Origin of the sequence: Streptomyces sp. NPDC005955, assembly GCF_042871255.1 — a bacterium.
Taxonomy (GTDB): Bacteria; Actinomycetota; Actinomycetes; order Streptomycetales; family Streptomycetaceae; genus Streptomyces.
The window spans coordinates 179,150-195,363 of record NZ_JBIAIF010000013.1; the positions used below are offsets into that span (position 1 = coordinate 179,150).

At 71.6% G+C, this 16,214-nt stretch carries 13 protein-coding genes; 4 read left to right on the forward strand and 9 right to left on the reverse strand.

The annotated features are described in order from the left end of the window. Positions 1 to 16: 16 nt before the first annotated feature. The 5 genes from ACFYOU_RS26905 to ACFYOU_RS26925 all read right to left on the reverse strand — a co-directional run bounded on the left by ACFYOU_RS26905 (position 17) and on the right by ACFYOU_RS26925 (position 5,618). Positions 17 to 976, reverse strand: a complete 960-nt coding sequence (locus ACFYOU_RS26905; RefSeq protein WP_391309156.1) for a transporter substrate-binding domain-containing protein — start codon at positions 974 to 976, stop codon at positions 17 to 19. A 179-nt stretch (positions 977 to 1,155) separates the two neighbouring features. After that, entirely contained in the window at positions 1,156 to 1,908 is a 753-nt protein-coding gene (locus tag ACFYOU_RS26910) for an ATP-binding cassette domain-containing protein (protein ID WP_391309158.1), read from the reverse strand. A gap of 68 nt (positions 1,909 to 1,976) precedes the next feature. After that, positions 1,977 to 2,870, reverse strand: coding sequence for an amino acid ABC transporter permease (locus tag ACFYOU_RS26915; protein WP_387006396.1), 894 nt, complete (start codon positions 2,868 to 2,870; stop codon positions 1,977 to 1,979). 94 nt (positions 2,871 to 2,964) lie between these two features. Next, positions 2,965 to 4,761, reverse strand: a complete 1,797-nt coding sequence (locus ACFYOU_RS26920; RefSeq protein ID WP_391309098.1) for an FAD/NAD(P)-binding protein — start codon at positions 4,759 to 4,761, stop codon at positions 2,965 to 2,967. Next, entirely contained in the window at positions 4,758 to 5,618 is an 861-nt protein-coding gene (locus ACFYOU_RS26925) for an amino acid ABC transporter permease (RefSeq protein WP_389771476.1), read from the reverse strand. The genes ACFYOU_RS26920 and ACFYOU_RS26925 overlap by 4 nt, the downstream gene beginning before the upstream one ends. Positions 5,619 to 6,323: 705 nt before the next feature. Between ACFYOU_RS26925 and ACFYOU_RS26930 the strand changes: the two genes are divergently transcribed. Beyond that, the gene (locus ACFYOU_RS26930) at positions 6,324 to 7,289 is read left to right on the forward strand and encodes a transporter substrate-binding domain-containing protein (protein ID WP_391309100.1); all 966 of its coding nucleotides are present in this window, start codon (positions 6,324 to 6,326) and stop codon (positions 7,287 to 7,289) included. Positions 7,290 to 7,340: 51 nt separating this feature from the next. Here the strand turns inward: ACFYOU_RS26930 and ACFYOU_RS26935 are convergent, their stop codons facing one another. Then, positions 7,341 to 8,573 carry a DUF5685 family protein gene (locus tag ACFYOU_RS26935; RefSeq protein ID WP_391309102.1) on the reverse strand — a complete coding sequence of 411 codons (1,233 nt, stop codon included), beginning with the start codon at positions 8,571 to 8,573 and terminating at the stop codon, positions 7,341 to 7,343. A gap of 287 nt (positions 8,574 to 8,860) precedes the next feature. On the opposite strand from ACFYOU_RS26935, the gene ACFYOU_RS26940 reads away from it, so the two are divergent. After that, the gene (locus ACFYOU_RS26940; RefSeq protein WP_385495200.1) at positions 8,861 to 9,310 is read left to right on the forward strand and encodes a cell division protein SepF; all 450 of its coding nucleotides are present in this window, start codon (positions 8,861 to 8,863) and stop codon (positions 9,308 to 9,310) included. Between the two features lie 259 nt (positions 9,311 to 9,569). Here the strand turns inward: ACFYOU_RS26940 and ACFYOU_RS26945 are convergent, their stop codons facing one another. After that, positions 9,570 to 11,270 (reverse strand): MFS transporter, encoded by a 1,701-nt coding sequence (locus ACFYOU_RS26945; protein ID WP_391309104.1) that lies wholly within the window; start codon positions 11,268 to 11,270, stop codon positions 9,570 to 9,572. Between the two features lie 503 nt (positions 11,271 to 11,773). Here ACFYOU_RS26945 and ACFYOU_RS26950 point away from each other — a divergent pair. Next, positions 11,774 to 12,811, forward strand: a complete 1,038-nt coding sequence (locus ACFYOU_RS26950) for a phosphatase PAP2 family protein (RefSeq protein ID WP_391309106.1) — start codon at positions 11,774 to 11,776, stop codon at positions 12,809 to 12,811. A gap of 123 nt (positions 12,812 to 12,934) precedes the next feature. Here ACFYOU_RS26950 and ACFYOU_RS26955 read toward each other — a convergent pair whose 3' ends face one another. Beyond that, a complete protein-coding gene (locus ACFYOU_RS26955; RefSeq protein WP_389771463.1) occupies positions 12,935 to 13,150 on the reverse strand; it encodes an I78 family peptidase inhibitor in 216 nt (71 codons plus the stop codon). A 379-nt stretch (positions 13,151 to 13,529) separates the two neighbouring features. On the opposite strand from ACFYOU_RS26955, the gene ctaD reads away from it, so the two are divergent. Then, positions 13,530 to 15,284, forward strand: a complete 1,755-nt coding sequence (gene ctaD / locus ACFYOU_RS26960) for a cytochrome c oxidase subunit I (protein WP_391309109.1) — start codon at positions 13,530 to 13,532, stop codon at positions 15,282 to 15,284. Here the strand turns inward: ctaD and ACFYOU_RS26965 are convergent. Next, positions 15,217 to 16,203: a WYL domain-containing protein gene (locus ACFYOU_RS26965; protein WP_391309111.1), complete on the reverse strand. Its 987-nt coding sequence runs from the start codon at positions 16,201 to 16,203 to the stop codon at positions 15,217 to 15,219. The genes ctaD and ACFYOU_RS26965 overlap by 68 nt on opposite strands. Between the last annotated feature and the right edge of the window lie 11 nt (positions 16,204 to 16,214).

Genomic DNA, 16,214 nt, shown 5'->3' on the forward strand with positions numbered 1-16,214 from the left:
GGGTGCGGTCGTCGGGTCAGGGGCGGGGCAGCCCCTCGGGGTTGATCTCCGACTTCTCGATGGCCTCGCCGGACAGCCCCCACCGCTTCAGCACCTTCGCGTAGGAGCCGTCGGCGATGACCCGGTCCAACGCCGCGGCGTACGCGTCGACCAGGCCGCTGTCCTTCTTCGTGGTGGCGGCGATCTTGCCCTGGAGGTCGCCCCCGGCCCCCGACAGCGTCCCGACGACCTCGCTCTGGCCGGCGGACTCCACGTGGTAGGCGACGGTCGGGTTGGGGCCGAGGTAGCCGTCGATCCGTCCGGACTGGAGGGCGAGGTAGTAGTCGGTGTCCTTCTGGAAGTACTTGATGGAGACGGGTTCGCGGCCCGCCTTCTCGTTCTGTTCGCTCCAGTCGACGAGGATCTTCTCCTGGTTGGTGCCGGAGGAGACGGCGATGGTCTTGCCCGCCACGTCCTCGGGCCCGTCCACCTTCCAGCCGCTGCCCTTCTTCGCCTCGAACGCGAGGTTGTCGAGGCGGTAGGTCGCGAAGTCGTACTTGTCCTTGCGCTCCTCGGTGACCGTGACGTTGGAGAAGACCGCGTCGAACTTCCCGCTGTCGAGGCCGACGAAGAGGTTCTCCCAGGAGACGATCTGTCCGTCGAGCTCCAGCCCGAGGGTGTCGGCCACCAGGGTCGCGAGATCGATCTCGGAACCGATGCGGGTCTTGTCGTCGGTCGCGAAGAAGCCGAGCGGGGGTGCCGCGTCGGCGCTCAGACCGGTCCGCAGGAGGCCGGCCTCCCGGACCTCCTTCGGCACCAGGGCGGCGATCCGCTCGTCCTTGTCCACCCGGATGCGGTCCTGGTCGGGGCCGATGTTGATGCTGCCGACCCGGTTGCCCTTCGACGCCCCGGCCTCGGACGTCGAGGGGTCGTCGTTTCCGCAGGCGGCGAGCAGCGGTGCCGTCAGCAGGACGGCGGCGGGCAGGACGGCACGCAGGCGCCACGGCGACCGAACGGCCGCGGTGCTTCCGGCTCTGCCGGCTCTGCCGGTGCTGCTGGTGCTGCTGGTGCTGCCGGTGCTTGGGACGGTGGTGCGGGGGTGGGACGGCACGGTGCGCTCCTGGGCTGGGGGATCGGAGAGATCGAAGGGGCCGGGACGGGCGGGCGCGGCGGGGGTCACAGGACCTTGGACAGGAAGGCGCGGGTGCGCTCGTGCCGGGGGGCGTCCAACACCGCGGCGGGCGGGCCCTGTTCCACCACCCGGCCCTCGTCCATGAACACGACGGTGTCGGCGACCTCGCGCGCGAAGCCGATCTCGTGGGTGACCACGATCATGGTGGTGCCCTGGTGGGCGAGGTCCTTGATGACGTCGAGCACCTCACCGACCAACTCGGGGTCGAGCGCGGAGGTGGGCTCGTCGAAGAGCAGGAGCCCCGGTCGGAGGGCCAGCGCCCGGGCGATCGCGACCCGCTGCTGCTGTCCGCCGGAGAGTTGCGCGGGGTAGGCGCCGGCCTTGTCGGCGAGGCCGACCCGGGCGAGCAGGCGCTCCGCGGTCGCGACGGCCTCCTTGCGGGGGCGCTTCAGCGCGGCGAGCGGGGCCTCGACGACGTTCTCCAGGGCCGTGAGGTGCGGGAAGAGGTGGAAGTTCTGGAAGACGAAGCCGATCCGGGTGCGCTGTTTGAGCACCTCCCGCTCCCGTAGCTCGTACAGCTTGTCGCCGGAGCGCCGGTAGCCGATGAGGGAACCGTCGACGCTGATCCAGCCGCTGTTGACCTTCTCCAGGTGGTTGATGGTGCGCAGCAGGGTGGACTTGCCCGAGCCGGAGGGCCCGAGGATCACCGTCACCTCCCCCGCGCCGACCTGGAGATCGATGCCGCGCAGCACCTCCTGGGATCCGAAGCTCTTGTGGACGCCCCTGATGTCGACCATGACGTCCCGTGCGGGGCCCCCGGCTCCGGGTGTCGTGGACGCGGGTGCGGCGGCGGGTACGGGCGCGCTCATCGCGTGGCCCCCTTCGAGAAGTACCGTTCGACGTAGTGCTGGAGGACGGTGAGCACGGTGGTCAGCAGGACGTACCAGACGGTGGCGACCATGAGCAGCGGGACCACCCGCCCGTTGCGGCCGTAGATCACCTGGACCTGGTAGAACAGCTCGCCGATCGCCATCACGGAGACGATCGAGGTGCCCTTGAAGAGCGAGATCACCTCGTTCGCGGCGTTGGGCAGGATCGACCGCATCGCCTGGGGCAGCACGATCCGGCGGATCTGGCGCAGTCTCGGGATGCCGAGGGCGGCGGCCGCCTGGAGCTGACCGCCGTCCACGGAGAGGACCCCGCCGCGGACGATCTCCGCGGCGTACGCGGCCTGGTGCAGGGCCAGCCCGAGCACCGCCGCGCTCATCGCCCCGACCAGGCCCATGGTGTCGAAGCCGAAGAAGCCGGGACCGAACGGGATGCCGAACCGCAGTTCCTCGTACAGGTAGGCGAGGTTGAACCAGAACAGCAGTTGCACGATCAGCGGGATCGAGCGGAAGGCCCAGATGTAGGCGAAGGCGACGGCCTTCAGGAAGGGGCTGGCCGACAGCCGCATGAAGGCCAGCACGATCCCGACGGCGAAGCCGAGCGCGGTGCCGTAGAAGGTGAGTTGGAGGGTCACCCACACCGCCTGGAGGACCACCTCGGCGGTGAAGAACTCGGCGAACACGCCCCACTCCCAGCCGGCGTTGGTGACGAGGCCGTGGACGAACTGGGCGAGGAGCACGGCGGTGACCGTCACGGCGACCCAGCGCCAGGGGTGCCGGACGGGCACCACCGTGAGGGAGCCGAAGTCGTCGGTCGGCGGGGTCGGTCCACGGGCGGTCGAACCGAGCGGTGGATCGCTGGTCAGGGACATGGGGGATTCCTCTGAGCCTCGGGTACGCGCATGCGCACGGGGGTCGGTCAGGGCGCCGGCGGGGCCGGGGACGGGGCCGTCGGGCGGCGGTCCGTCAGGCGGCGGTGCGACAGGACAGGTCGCGCAGGAAGGCGAGCACGGTGCGCGCCGTCGCGTCGTTCTGCCGGAAGGCGGGTCCGCCGGTGCGCGGCCGGGTGAACGCCCCGGCGCCCCCCGCGTCGGTGTGCGGTCCGAGCGCGAACCGTCGGGGGTGCGGCACCCCGGCCCGGTCCAGGACCCGGCCGTCCGCGGGGTCGACGGCGAGCAGTCCCGCCGGGGTGGCCCGGGCGCCCTGTGCGTGCAGGTGGCGCAGCAGCGGGTCGGTGGTGCCCCGGAGGGTGGGCTGCGGTAGCCGCGCCTCGACCAGGGCCCGGGCGGTGATCCGGTGGCCGGGTACCGAGGGACTGTGCCCCTGGAAGGTGCCGTCTTCGAGGGTGACGGACATGCCGGCGCCGAGGAAGCGGACGACTCCGGCCCGGGAGAGGGCGAGGAGTTGACGCAGTCGGGGTCCGGGCGGTCCGGAGGCGAGGTAGCTGAAGAAGCCGTGCCACCAGGTACCGAGGTCGCCGAGCTTGGTGAGCTGTCCGTAGACGGAGAGGAGCGCGAGGAAGACGGCGAGGTCGGGGCTGTGCGCGGGGTCGTGGCGGCGGGTGAGGTCCGCGCGGACGTAGGCCCGCAGACCGTCCTGGAGCGCGTCGGCGTTCGGGTAGCGCAGCCCGTCGAGCGGCCGGTCGAGGGTCGCGAGGTCCAGCCGGTCGGCGGGGTCGGGCACCGAGGAGGCGACCAGGGCGGCGAGTTCAGGGCTCAGTGGATCGGCGGCCGCGTACTTCTCCTCGAAGTCGGACCAGGCGGTGCGGGTGCGGTCCGGGTGCCCGGTGAAGAGCCGGTGGTAGTGGGCGAAGCCCAGTTCCTTGTCCACGAGCGGCCAGACGTCGCGGGCGAAGTCGGGGCCGCCGGGGCGGGCGAGCAGTTCTTCCACCTGCCGGGGGCCGAAGAACCGGGGCAGCGGCGGTCGTTCCCCGGTCCAGGTGTAGCCGATCTTCGAGTGGTAGGGCACCCCGCGGCGGGAGCCGACGTGCAGCACGGGTTCGCGGCCGGAGGGGAGGTAGGTCAGCTCCCCGCCGGGGCCCTCCCGGTACCGTCCGCCGCGGCCCTCGGTGAGCAGCACCATGAGGTCGACGAAGGCGAGTCCGAAGCCGCGGACCAGGACCGGTTCGCCCGCTGCGAGGCCCGACAGGTCGGTGTCGGCGGTGGAGGCGGGCGGCAGGTGGAGGAGGCCGTGCCGGGCGGCGTGCGCGGCGAGTTCGCGCTGCTCGGCGTCGGGTTTGCTGCCGACGTGGCCGAGGGCGAGGACGACCAGGTCGGCGCTGAGCGGTTCGGCTCGGCCCTCGATCCAGACCTGTTGGCGACCGCCGCGCGGGCCGTGCAGCCGGACCGCCCGGTGCGGGTGGTGGTGGACCCGGACGCCGGGGGGCAGTGCGGCCACCGCACGCTCGTACACCCAGCGCAGGTACGCCCCGCCGAGCCGGCGCCCGGGGAAGTGGGCGCCGTCGACGCCGGCCCATTCGTGCAGGGTGGGCCCGGGGCTGACGGGCCCGTCGAGGGTGACGCTCTCGTCGGTGAACATGGTCACGTCCTCGGCCATGGAGTTCATCCACAGCAGCGGGGACTGTTCCTGACGCCATATCCGGCCGCCGCCGGGCGGGTGCGGGTCGACGAGGTGGATGTCGAGTTCCCCGGGCGTCCGGCCGGGAGAGGCACCGGGCCACAGGGCGGGGGCGTTGGCGGCGAGGCGTTCGAGCAGGCCGGTGGCCCGGGGGCCGGCGCCCACGACGACCAGGCTCGCGTTCATCGACCGGCCTCCGTCCCGCGGGCGTAGTGCCGTTCCACGTAGTGCTGGCCGATGCTGAGCACGGAGGTGACGACCACGTACCAGAGGGTCGCCACGAGCAGCAGGGGGATCACCTGGTAGGTGCGGTGGTAGACGAGTTGCACCGAGTGGAGGAGGTCGGCGACGGCGATCACGGAGACGATGGAGGTGCCCTTGAGGGTGCCGATGAGCATGTTCCCGGCCGGGGGCACGATCGCGCGCATGGCCTGCGGCAGCACGATCCGTCGCCAGCGGCGGGTCCGGCTGAGTCCGAGGGCCTGGGCCGCCTCGATCTGGCCCCGGTCGACGGAGAGGATGCCGCCGCGGACCACTTCGGCGGCGTACGCGGCCTCGTGCAGGGTGAGTCCGATGATGGCGACGGTGACGGGGTCCAGCAGGTCGACGGTCCGCACCCCGAGGATCTGCGGGTACAGGGCGCCGATGTTGAACCAGAACAGCAGTTGCACGAGGATCGGCATCGAGCGGAACAGCCAGACGTATCCCCAGCTCACCGCCCGCAGGACGGGGTTGTCGGACAACCGCAGTACGGCGAGGACGGTGCCGAGGGCGAAGCCCAGCACCATCACCAGGGCGGTCAGCCACAGCGTGAGGCCGAGCCCGCGCAGCACGGACGCGGTGGTGAAGTACTCCCCGACGACGTCCCATTGGAAGGCGTCGTTGCGCACCACGGACCGGACGGCCAGGGCGAGCAGCACGACGAGGACGACAGCGGTGACCCACTGGCCGATGCGGGGGCGGCGCACGATCCGTACGGGGACGGCGGGTTCGCCGGGGCGGTCGGGAACGGGGGGGCTCTTGTCGAGCGTGGGCAAGGACATGCGAAGGCTCCGCGGGCACGGGAAGTCGGCACGGACTGGCCTTCACACGGGAGCTGGACCGAGCCCCTCAGCAGCGGTCGCATTCCCAAGACGCCTTGAGATTACGGGGCTTGGCGCAGGCACTGTCAAGGGTGTCCATACTGTGGGCGGTGCGTCTCAAGTCGGTTGACGCAGAACCGGATGCCTGTTCCACTTGTGTGCATGCATCCGCAGCAGTGGCTGGTCACGCGCTCGCACATCGACTTCGGTCGTGTGTGGTCGGCGTCTTGTTGAACTGACCCCGCGCTGCCCGGCCCCACGCGTGTGAGCGTATCGGCCGATCCGCGTTCTCCCAGGTGACGGCGTGTCCGTCCGCGTAGGCGGCGGACCTTGACCGTCGCCAGCTCCGCGCCCGTGCGGCCGTCTCGCGACGCACCGCCCCTCGCGCGCCGCCTCACCCCCGCACCTCCCGTTATCGCAGGGCCTTCACACGCACCCCCGCTCATCCCCCTCGCTCCAGCCTTCCTCGCCGTTCCCGCTCCTTCCGTCGTTCGGCCGCGTCCGCGGCGCCCGTGATCCGTGCCGGTCCACCGCGTTCCCCCAGGTGACGCGGGTCAGTGGCACGGGCCGCGCGGGCACCGGCCGGACCGCCGCGCCACGGACCTCCCCCACTTCTCACTCTTCGGACATCCGTCTCATTTGCCGGTTCTTGGAGAACGCCACGCCATGAGTACGTCCACGCTGCCCCGACACCGCAGTCTCGTCACGTTCGCGCTGATCACCGCCACCGCACTGATGGTCACCTCGTGCGGAGCGGGTGAATCGACGGGCAAGGAGCCGAGCGGTCGGGCGGGCGCCGTGCAGAACGCCGCGCTGCCGACCCAGGACGTGGTGTCCGGGCTGGAGGAGGTGCCGGCCGTCTCGGCACTGCTCCCCGAAGCGGTCAGGGACCGCGGCTCGCTCACCCTCGCCCTGAGCGTCGGGGGCAACCCTCCGGGCAGTTCGTACCTGAAGGACGGCAAGACCCTCGCGGGCCAGGACGTCGACTTCGCGCACGCGGTCGCCGAGGTGCTCGGCATCGAACTCCAGCGCGAGGTGGCGAGCTTCGAGGCGATCCTGCCCGCCCTCGGCAGTGGCAAGTACGACATCGGGACCGGCAACTTCGGCGTCACCGACGAGCGGCGCAAGACCATCGACTTCGTGACGTACATCAACGACGGCCAGGGCTTCGCCACCCGAGCGGACAGCGCCCTCCCGAAGGTCACCGACCTGGTGCAACTGTGCGGACGGAAGGTCGCCACCGGTGCCGGCACCACCTTCGAGGCCACCCTCCAGGACGGCAAGCAGCGGTGCGAGGACGCGGGCAAGGAGCCGTACGAGGTGCAGACGTACGGCGACCAGAGCGCCATCTGGTCGGCGCTCCAGCAGGGGCGGGCGGACGTGGTGATGAGCACCATCAACGGGCTGCGCTACGCGGTGGCGCAGCAGAAGGGGTTCAGGTTCCTGAACGAGTACCACCGTCTGGACGTCGGCTTCGCCTTCAAGAAGGGCACCCCGCTGGCGCCGGCGTTCCGGGCCGCGGTCAACGAACTGATCGAGAACGGCACGTACGACCGCATCCTGGCGAAGTGGGGCACCACCGGCTCCGCCCTGAAGTCCTCGGAGATCTCCCCGCCCGAGGCGAAGCGCTGAGCGCCCCGGAGTCCCGCCGACCGTCGGCGGGACTCCGGTGACCGCCGACGGTCAGCAGTTGCAACCGCAGTCGCAGGACCCGCATCCGCACCCGTCGCAGCAGCCGCAGCAGTTGGTGCAGTCGGAGCAGGTTCCGCAGTCGCAGTGGTTGCACCACCCCTGGCGGCGCTCCCGGGACCACGGGTCGTCGTGGTCGCAGCACAGTTGACACGTACAGGCGAGCCCGGCCCACACCAGACAGCCGGCGACCGTCCCCCGGCGGTCCCGGTGCGGCGGCAGGGGCGGGCGGGGGCCGCCCGGGGCGCCGGGACCGCCGGGCGCGTACGGACCGCCCGGCGCGTACGGACCCCCAGGGGTGTGCGCGGCTTCGGCGCCCGGCACCCACAGCACCTCGGAGGCGGAACCGCCCGGGGCCGGGTGGGAACAGGCGCGCACCCCGAAGGCCCGGTCCACGGAGTCCCGCAGTTCGTGGACGAGTAGCCGGTGGGCGAGCCGACCGTCGGTGAAGTCGGCCTCGCGCAGGGCCAGCCGTATCCCGCGCAGGGCGTCGTCGGCGAGGCGTCGGGCCTCGACGAGGTCGGTCCCGGTGGCGGTGAGCGGGTTCCAGGCACCGGACGCCGCGTCGGCCTCGCGGTCCTCGACGGCGTCGAGGAGATGGGCGAGGCGCCCGAAGAAACGTCCCGCCTCGGCGAGCGGCGCGGCGTTGTGCGGCCGGCCCGCGAGGACGGCGGTGTGCGCGAAGGCCGCGGCGGTGGCGGTCTCGGTCGGCTCGGTGACGCTCAGCACCGGGGTGCCGGGGCCGGCGAGCGCCTCGATCCCCGGCTGCCGGTCGACCGCGTCCACCAGCACGGCGGTGTCGAATCCCACATGTGCACCGGTTCGCGCACCCGCTTTGCCCCAATGTGTCGCGACACGCCTGGCTGCCGCCCCCAGGGGCCTGCGCGCCAACAGACCGTCACCGTCGAGGGCGTGATCGCGCACCTTGGCGGCGGCGAGCACCAGCGAGACCGCGGCGGCGAGCCGGGCGCCCTCCCCCCGGGCGACGGACGCGCCCCGCATCCCGCGCAGCGGACAGGGGCCCGCACGACGCCGCCCCTGCGCAGCGGGCTCGACCTGAGCCTCCGTCAAGACCGAGACCAACAGACCGTCATAGTTCGTGACGAGTCGGGCGAACTGCCCGTGATCTCTTCGTAGCGACAGGCACAAACCACACAAATGGGCCATCCATGCGGAGCTGAGTTGCTCCCCCAGACGATGGCGACACGGCCTCACGATCCCGAACATGACGATCTCTCCCCCGCCGTACGACCTTTCGGCCCGGCATGCTAGCCGGACCTGCGTTCACCCGGACGCCCCGACCGTCACCCAAACGCCGCGAGAAATCATATTTCACTCACAGTCAGCAGCGTTGTGCCGCAAGACCCTTGGAATCAAGGGACCACAACCGATTTGCTGTGCACCAGTACCGTCACGAAAAGCCCGCGCGGTCACGTTCCCCTTGGCGCGTTGTCAGCATCATGGTCGACCATAGGGGACGGAACCACGCAAGACCGCTGTGAGAGGAGGCGTCCATGGGATCGGTGCGCAAGGCGAGTGCCTGGCTTGGCCTCGTCGACGACAACGATGACGAGCGTTACTACGACCGCTACGAGCACGACACGGATGACGCGACCGAAGGCCACGGCAACGCCTGGGTGACCGATCCGCGCGTGCAGGTGGCTTCGGACACCGCCGAGGAGGGCGGACGCCGGATCGGCACGGTCACCCCGGACAGCTTCCGGGACGCCCGCGCCATCGGCGAACTGTTCCGGGACGGCGTCCCCGTCATCGTCAACCTCACGGCCATGGAGTCCTCCGACGCCAAGCGCGTCGTCGACTTCGCGGCCGGGCTGACCTTCGGGCTGCGCGGCTCCATCGAGCGCGTGGCCACCCGTGTCTTCCTGCTGACGCCTTCGCACACCGAGATCGTCAACGGTGAGGCACCGAGCCGTCGGGCCGACAACTTCTTCAACCAGAGCTGAGGCAAGGCGGCTCACCGGCGCGGCCGGGGCGCCACGCCCGGCCCGGGCGACCGCCCGGACCGGCACCGCAGGGCCGAAGGGCCCCGTCGCGGTAGGCGTCGAGCCCGGTGAGCGCCTTGCCCGGGACGCAACCGGTGCACCGGTGGGGTGCGCCTGGTGAACCACCCCCGGACGATGCCGTGCCGATCACGCGCCCCGGACGGGACGACAGCCCCCGAACCCCGCCGCACCCGGACCGCGACGACAGCAGGTCCGACGCTCAGACCACCGCGTCGGCGGAGGCGCGGGACGTGGCGGCAGCCCGGGGCTGGGGCACTTCGGCGCCCACCGCGGGACGGCAGTCGGGACGGTCCACCGCCACCCGGGGCAGCCGCAGCGCGGCCAGTGCGCCGAGCAGCAGCAGGACCGCGCTCACCACCAGGGTCAGGTGCAACCCGGTCACGAAGGAGTCGCGCGCGACCTCGCGCAGACCCTCGCCGGTCGCACCGCCGAGCCGGTCGGACACCTCGTACGCCTCGCCCAGCGAATGGCTCGCCGCCTCCCGCGCACCGGACGACACCCCCGCCGCGCCCGCCACCCCCTGTCCGTAGGCGGCGTTCATGACGCTGCCGAGCAGGGCGATGCCGATCCCGGCACCGAGCTGGTACGAGGTCTCCCCGATGGCCGCGGCGCCCCCCGCCCGCTCCGCCGGGGCCTCCGCGAGCATCGACTCGTACGCCCCGAAGAGGGTGGTCTCCAGACCGAAGCCGAGCATCACGAACCCGGCGAGGAGCAGCCCGCGGTTGTCGTGGTGGCCCATGAAGGTGAGGGTGAGGACGGCGACGGCGGTCAGCACGAAGCCGAGCGCGACCATCGTCCGCGGCCCCAGCCGCCGCAGCATCCGGGCCCCGGCGAGACCGGCGGCCATCGCGGCGACGGTGAGCGGCAGCAGCCGCATCCCCGTTTCCAGCGGGGAGAGGCCGAGCACGAGTTGCAGGTACTGGGCGGCGACGAGTTCCAGCCCGACGAGGGCGAGCATCGCGAGGACGATGCAGCCGACCGAGGTGCTGAACGCCGGCCGGGCGAACATCCCCAGGTCGACGAGGGGGTGCCGGCGGGCCCGCTGGCGCCGCACGAACGCGACGAGCAGAGCGGCCCCGCCGAGCAGCGGCAACAGGGTGAGCAGGCCCCCGGTGTCCGGGCCGACCTCACCGGTGCCGAGCCGCTTGACCCCGAGCACCAGCGCGAACAGCCCGGCGGCGGCCGTCAGCGCGCCGACCACGTCCCAGGGTCCGCCCTGCGTGCCGGTGGACTCGGGCAGGAGCAGCCGCCCCACCGGAAGGCTGACCAGCATCAGCGGAATGTTGATGAGGAAGACCGAGCCCCACCAGAAGTGTTCGAGCAGGAACCCGCCGAGCAACGGGCCGAGCGCCGCGCCCACGGCGGCCACCGCGCTCCAGACGCCGATGGCGAGGGCACGCTCGCGCCGGTCGGGGAACACCTGCCGCAGGATCGACAGGGTGGCGGGCATGATCATCGCGCCACCGACCCCGAGCAAGGCGCGGGCCGCGATCAGGACGCCCGCCTGGTCGGCGAGGGCGGCGAGGGCGGAGGCCACGCCGAACAGCGCGTACCCGTGGAGGAGGACCCGGCGTCGACCGATCCGGTCGCCCAGGGTGCCGAAGAGGATGAGCAGGGCGGCGCAGACCAGGGGGTAGGCGTCGACGATCCACAGCAGTTCCACCCCGCTGGGCCGCAGGTCCTCGGTGACGGCGGGTACGGCGACGTGCAGGACGGTCGCGTCGACGGCGACGAGCAGCAGGCTGGTGCACAGGACGAGCAGGACGAGCCAGCGGTTGGCGTCGCCGCCGGGACCACGGGTCGCATCCAGCGCGGCGCGGAAGCGGTCGCGGTGCGCCCCGGCGCGGGGGCGGGGGGCGTCCGCGGGTCCGCGCGCGGCGGCCGTGGTCGTCCCTGGCATGCGGTACCTCCCGGTGGTCTCTCGCACGCGGCGGGCCGGCGGGCGGGGCGTCCCGCGGCGTCGGGGTGGGGAGGTCCCCGTTCGGGCCGCACGAGGCGAGTGAGCCGCAAGCGTACGCGAGTCGGTACGGGGGCGAGTGGTGGGCCCGTCGCATCCCCGTCCCGGTCGCCGCGGGGTGTGCCGCCGACGGGTCGGCCCCTCCCCGACCACTCTCGACCCTCACCCTCCGCGTACACTCCGTCACGTTCGGCGAGGTGGCAACTCGCGGGCAGCGCGGGCCCGTTGGCGCCCCGGTAATTCGACCCGGGCCCACCGGAGGGGAATTGGGCCTCCGACATAAAACCCGTCCGGGATAGGCGGTACGGAAATGGATGAGAACTCCTTCATGAAATAGGAGCGGCCCCGCATTGCACCGCCCCACTGAGAGGAATGCCACATCACATGGTCATCACAAAGCGGGGGATTCGACCTGACCGACGGTGGGCCCCTGTAACGTCGATTGAGTGCGTACCGAACGAAACCTCACCCGTCTGGACCGGGTGTTCGCCCGCCTGGACCGTGAGCCGGAACGGCCGGCCCATGTCCGTGCACCGGAGATGAGCCGGCACAGGATCGTCCTGTTCTCGGCGACCCTGGCCTTTTACGTGGCGATCATCGTCGCGGTGCTGGCCACCTCGTGGCTGGTCCGCCTCGACTGGCAGGTCATGTTCTTCCGGCCCTACCAGCAGTGGCCCGAACTCCACCCGTTCCTCGACTACTACGTGGTCCTCGGGCAGCGGGGCCCGACCGCGGTGATGGTCGCGGCGTGGCTCGGCTGGCGGTCGTGGCGGCAGCACACCCTGCGGCCGATGCTCACGCTCGGCCTGTCGCTGCTCCTGCTCAACGTCACGGTGGGCGCGGCCAAGTTGGGCATGGGCCGGCTGGGTCCGCACTACGCGACGGCGATCGGCTCGAACGAGATGTGGCTCGGCGGCGATATATTTCCCTCCGGCCACACCGCCAACGCCGTGGTGACCTGGGGCATCCTCGCCTATCTCGCCTCGACGCCGAGGGCCCGCCGCTATCTGTCGGCACTGTCCGCGGTCGTTTCGCTCGGCGTGGGCATGACCACCGTCTACCTCGGTACGCACTGGCTGAGCGACGTCCTACTCGGCTGGGCCGCCGGGCTGTTGATCCTGTTGGCCCTGCCCTGGCTCGAACCGTTGATCGCACGGGTCGAGGCGTGGCTGTTCGCCCAGCGCGACCTCTGGCGGGTCCGGCGGGCCGGCCCCCGCGCGGCGAGCGGCGACGCCCCGCCCATCCCGGTGGGCACGTCGAGCACGGTGGGCGGTACCCGCACCATCCCGGCGCCGAGCACCCCCGGGGGTGCGGGGAAGGTCCCCACCAGGGAGCCCGCGTGGCCCACGCCCGGCGGGCACGCACCGCGCCCCGACCGCGCGCCGGTCACCCCGGTCGGCGGGCGGCGGGCGCCCCACCACCCGGACCGGGCGGCCGACTCCGTCCCGGCGGGCTCACCGTCCGCCCCGTCCTCCGGACGCTGACCCGACCGCGGGGACGGTACGCACGCCCGCCCCGCAGCGCCAAGGCCCCGGCTCCGCAAGGAGTCCGGGGCCTTCGCACGTCGTCGTGCCGGTGCCTTCCCGCGGCCCGGCGTCCGGGCCGGGTCAACCCTTCCAGCAGCGGTGCACCACACCGTCGACGACCTCGAAGTTCAGCCGTCCGAAGCGGTACTCCATGGTGATGAACGCGCCCGGTTCCAGTGCGCGCACCGAGGACCAGCCGCGCTCGCGCGCGAGCAGTTCGGCGGATTCGGCGCCCAGGCCCACATAGGCGGCCGGGTCGTCCCGGGGCTCTTCTGGCTGTCGCAGAGGGGGTTCCATGCCCGCCACGTTAACCGCGGGGGGCGTGCCGCGGCCCGCCCCCGGGTCACGCTTTCGTCACAGGACCACCGTCCTGTTATGCGTTTCCCCGACTCACACGAACGAGCGGTCTTCCCTCCTCCGCAATCACTGTCGACTGTCACGCAGCGCCCTTTTCCGAAGACAGGAGGAACGCAAAGGAAATCCTTCGGAACAATTCGTTCAGAATCCATGGAATTTTCGACGTTCCCCCGCCGGCACTTCATCGGAAAAGCCGATGGGGCGACGGAGCTCCACGCTTTCCCCCCACCGCACACCGATACCTTCGCCCCGTGTGGCAGACCTCCCCCGGACCACGAGCAGCCGGCGCGGAGCGCGGAGATCCAGGGAGGCGCGGTCGATGGCGACCGGAAGCACACCGAGGGCCGAGGAGCCGCCGGGCGGCACGGCGACCACGGCGCACCCCGCCCCGGAGGCGGTGCCTGTCGGCGCGCTCCGCGCCGGTCGCCGCGGCGCGGTGGTCGTGGACTGGCTGACCACCACCGACCACAAGAAGATCGGTCACCTCTATCTGATCACGTCGTTCGTGTTCTTCCTGATCGCCGGTCTGATGGCGCTGGTGATGCGGGCGGAACTCGCCCGCCCCGGCACCCAACTCGTGTCGAACGAGCAGTTCAACCAGCTCTTCACCCTGCACGGCACGATCATGCTGCTGCTGTTCGCGACTCCGACCTTCGCCGGATTCGCCAACGAGATCATGCCCCTCCAGATCGGCGCACCGGATGTGGCCTTTCCCCGGCTGAACATGCTCGCCTACTGGTTGTTCCTGTTCGGCGGGTTGATCGTGCTCGGTTCCCTGCTCACGCCGAGCGGCCCCGCGGACTTCGGATGGTTCGCGTACGCCCCGCTCAACAGCGCCACCCGCACCCCCGGAGTCGGCGCCGACATGTGGATCATGGGGCTGGCGCTCGCCGGGTTCGGAACGATCCTCGGCGCGGTGAACTTCCTGACCACGATCATCGCCATGCGGGCACCGGGCATGACGATGTTCCGGCTGCCCGTCTTCACCTGGAACGTGCTGTTCACGTCGATCCTCGTCCTGATGGCGTTCCCCGTGCTCGCCGCGGCGCTGCTGGTGCTGGAGGCCGACCGGCGCTTCGGCTCGGTGGTCTTCGAAGCGGCGAACGGCGGGGCGCTGTTGTGGCAGCACCTCTTCTGGTTCTTCGGGCACCCGGAGGTCTACATCATCGCCCTGCCGTTCTTCGGCATCGTCACGGAGATCATCCCGGTCTTCAGCCGCAAACCGGTCTTCGGCTACGCGACGCTGGTGGGCGCGACGATGGCGATCACCGGTCTGTCCGTGGTGGTGTGGGCGCACCACATGTTCGCGACCGGCGCGGTGCTGCTGCCGTTCTTCTCCCTGCTGTCGTTCCTGATCGCGGTGCCGACGGGGGTGAAGTTCTTCACCTGGGCGGGGACCATGTGGAAGGGGTCCCTGTCGTTCGAGGCGCCGATGCTCTGGGCCACCGGCTTCCTGGTGTCCTTCCTGTTCGGCGGCCTGACCGGGGTGATCCTGGCCTCCCCGCCGCTGGACTTCCACGTCACCGACTCGTACTTCGTCGTCGCGCACTTCCACTACGTGGTGTTCGGGACGGTGGTCTTCGCGACGTTCGCCGGGTTCCACTTCTGGTGGCCGAAGTTCACCGGGAAGCTGCTCGACGAACGGCTCGGCCGGATCCACTTCTGGACCCTGTTCACGGGCTTCCACCTGACGTTCCTGGTGCAGCACTGGCTCGGCGCCGAGGGCATGCCCCGGCGCTACGCGGACTACCTCGCCACCGACGGGTTCACCGCGCTCAACACCCTCTCCACCATCGGCGCCTTCCTGCTCGGCACCTCGACCCTGCCGTTCCTGTACAACGTGTGGCACACCGCCCGCCACGGCGAGCGGGTGACCGTGGACGACCCCTGGGGCTTCGGGCGGTCCCTGGAGTGGGCGACCTCCTGTCCGCCGCCCCGGCACAACTTCCTGACCATGCCGGTGATCCGCTCCGAATCACCCGCGTTCGACCTGCACCACCCCGAGGTCAGCCGGCGGGCTCCGGACCCGCCGGCCGGTCGAGCGCCCTCGACAACCGGTCGCGGACCACGCTGATCGCCCCGGTGAGTTCCACCGGTTCCAGCACCTCGAACTCCAGGCCGATGAGCACCACATGGATGACCAGGACGTCCACGCTCGCCGCCCCGGTGCGCAGCAGGCAACTCGTCGGCCCCTCCCGTTCCAGGACGCCGTCCGAGGGGGAGACCCGCTCGGCGGCCACCTCGTAGGGCACGCACAGGCGGATGACGGCCCGTTCCGCGTACGCCCGGGTGGAGACGCCCTGCGCCACGTAGGCCGCGAGGTCGTCGGCGGGCGGGGTGCGCGGGGTGAAGCGGGGCCCGTGCGGGGGCTTCGGGACGATGCGGTCGACGCGGAAGGTGCGCCAGTCCGCACGGTCCACGTCCCAGGCCACCAGGTACCAGCGGCGCTCGGTGCACACCAGGCGGTGCGGTTCGACGGTCCGCCGGGAGGTGCTGCCCCCGTGGTCGCGGTAGGCGAAGCGGAGGCGTTCCGCGTCCCGGCAGGCGCCGGCGAGTTCGGTGAGCACGGCCGGGTCGACGGTGGCGGCGGGTCCGCCGCGCAGCATCGGCACGGTGAACCCGGTGAGCGCCCCGACCCGGCGCCGCAACCGGTGCGGCAGCACCTGTTCGAGTTTGGTGAGGGCGCGTACGGAACTCTCGCCGATGCCCTCGACGCCCTGTCCCGCCGCGGTGCGCAGTCCGACCGCGATGGCGACGGCCTCGTCGTCGTCGAGCAGCAGCGGCGGCAGTTCGGCGCCCACCCCGAGTTGGTAGCCGCCGCCGGTGCCGGGCGTCGCGTGGACGGGGTAGCCCAGTTCCCGCAGCCGGTCCACGTCCCGGCGGACGGTGCGCGAGGTGACGCCGAGCCGCTGTGCCAGTTCGGCCCCCGACCACTCGCGGTGGGCCTGGAACAGGGACAGCAGGCGCAGCAACCGGGCCGAGGTCTCCAACATGGCTCCGAGTC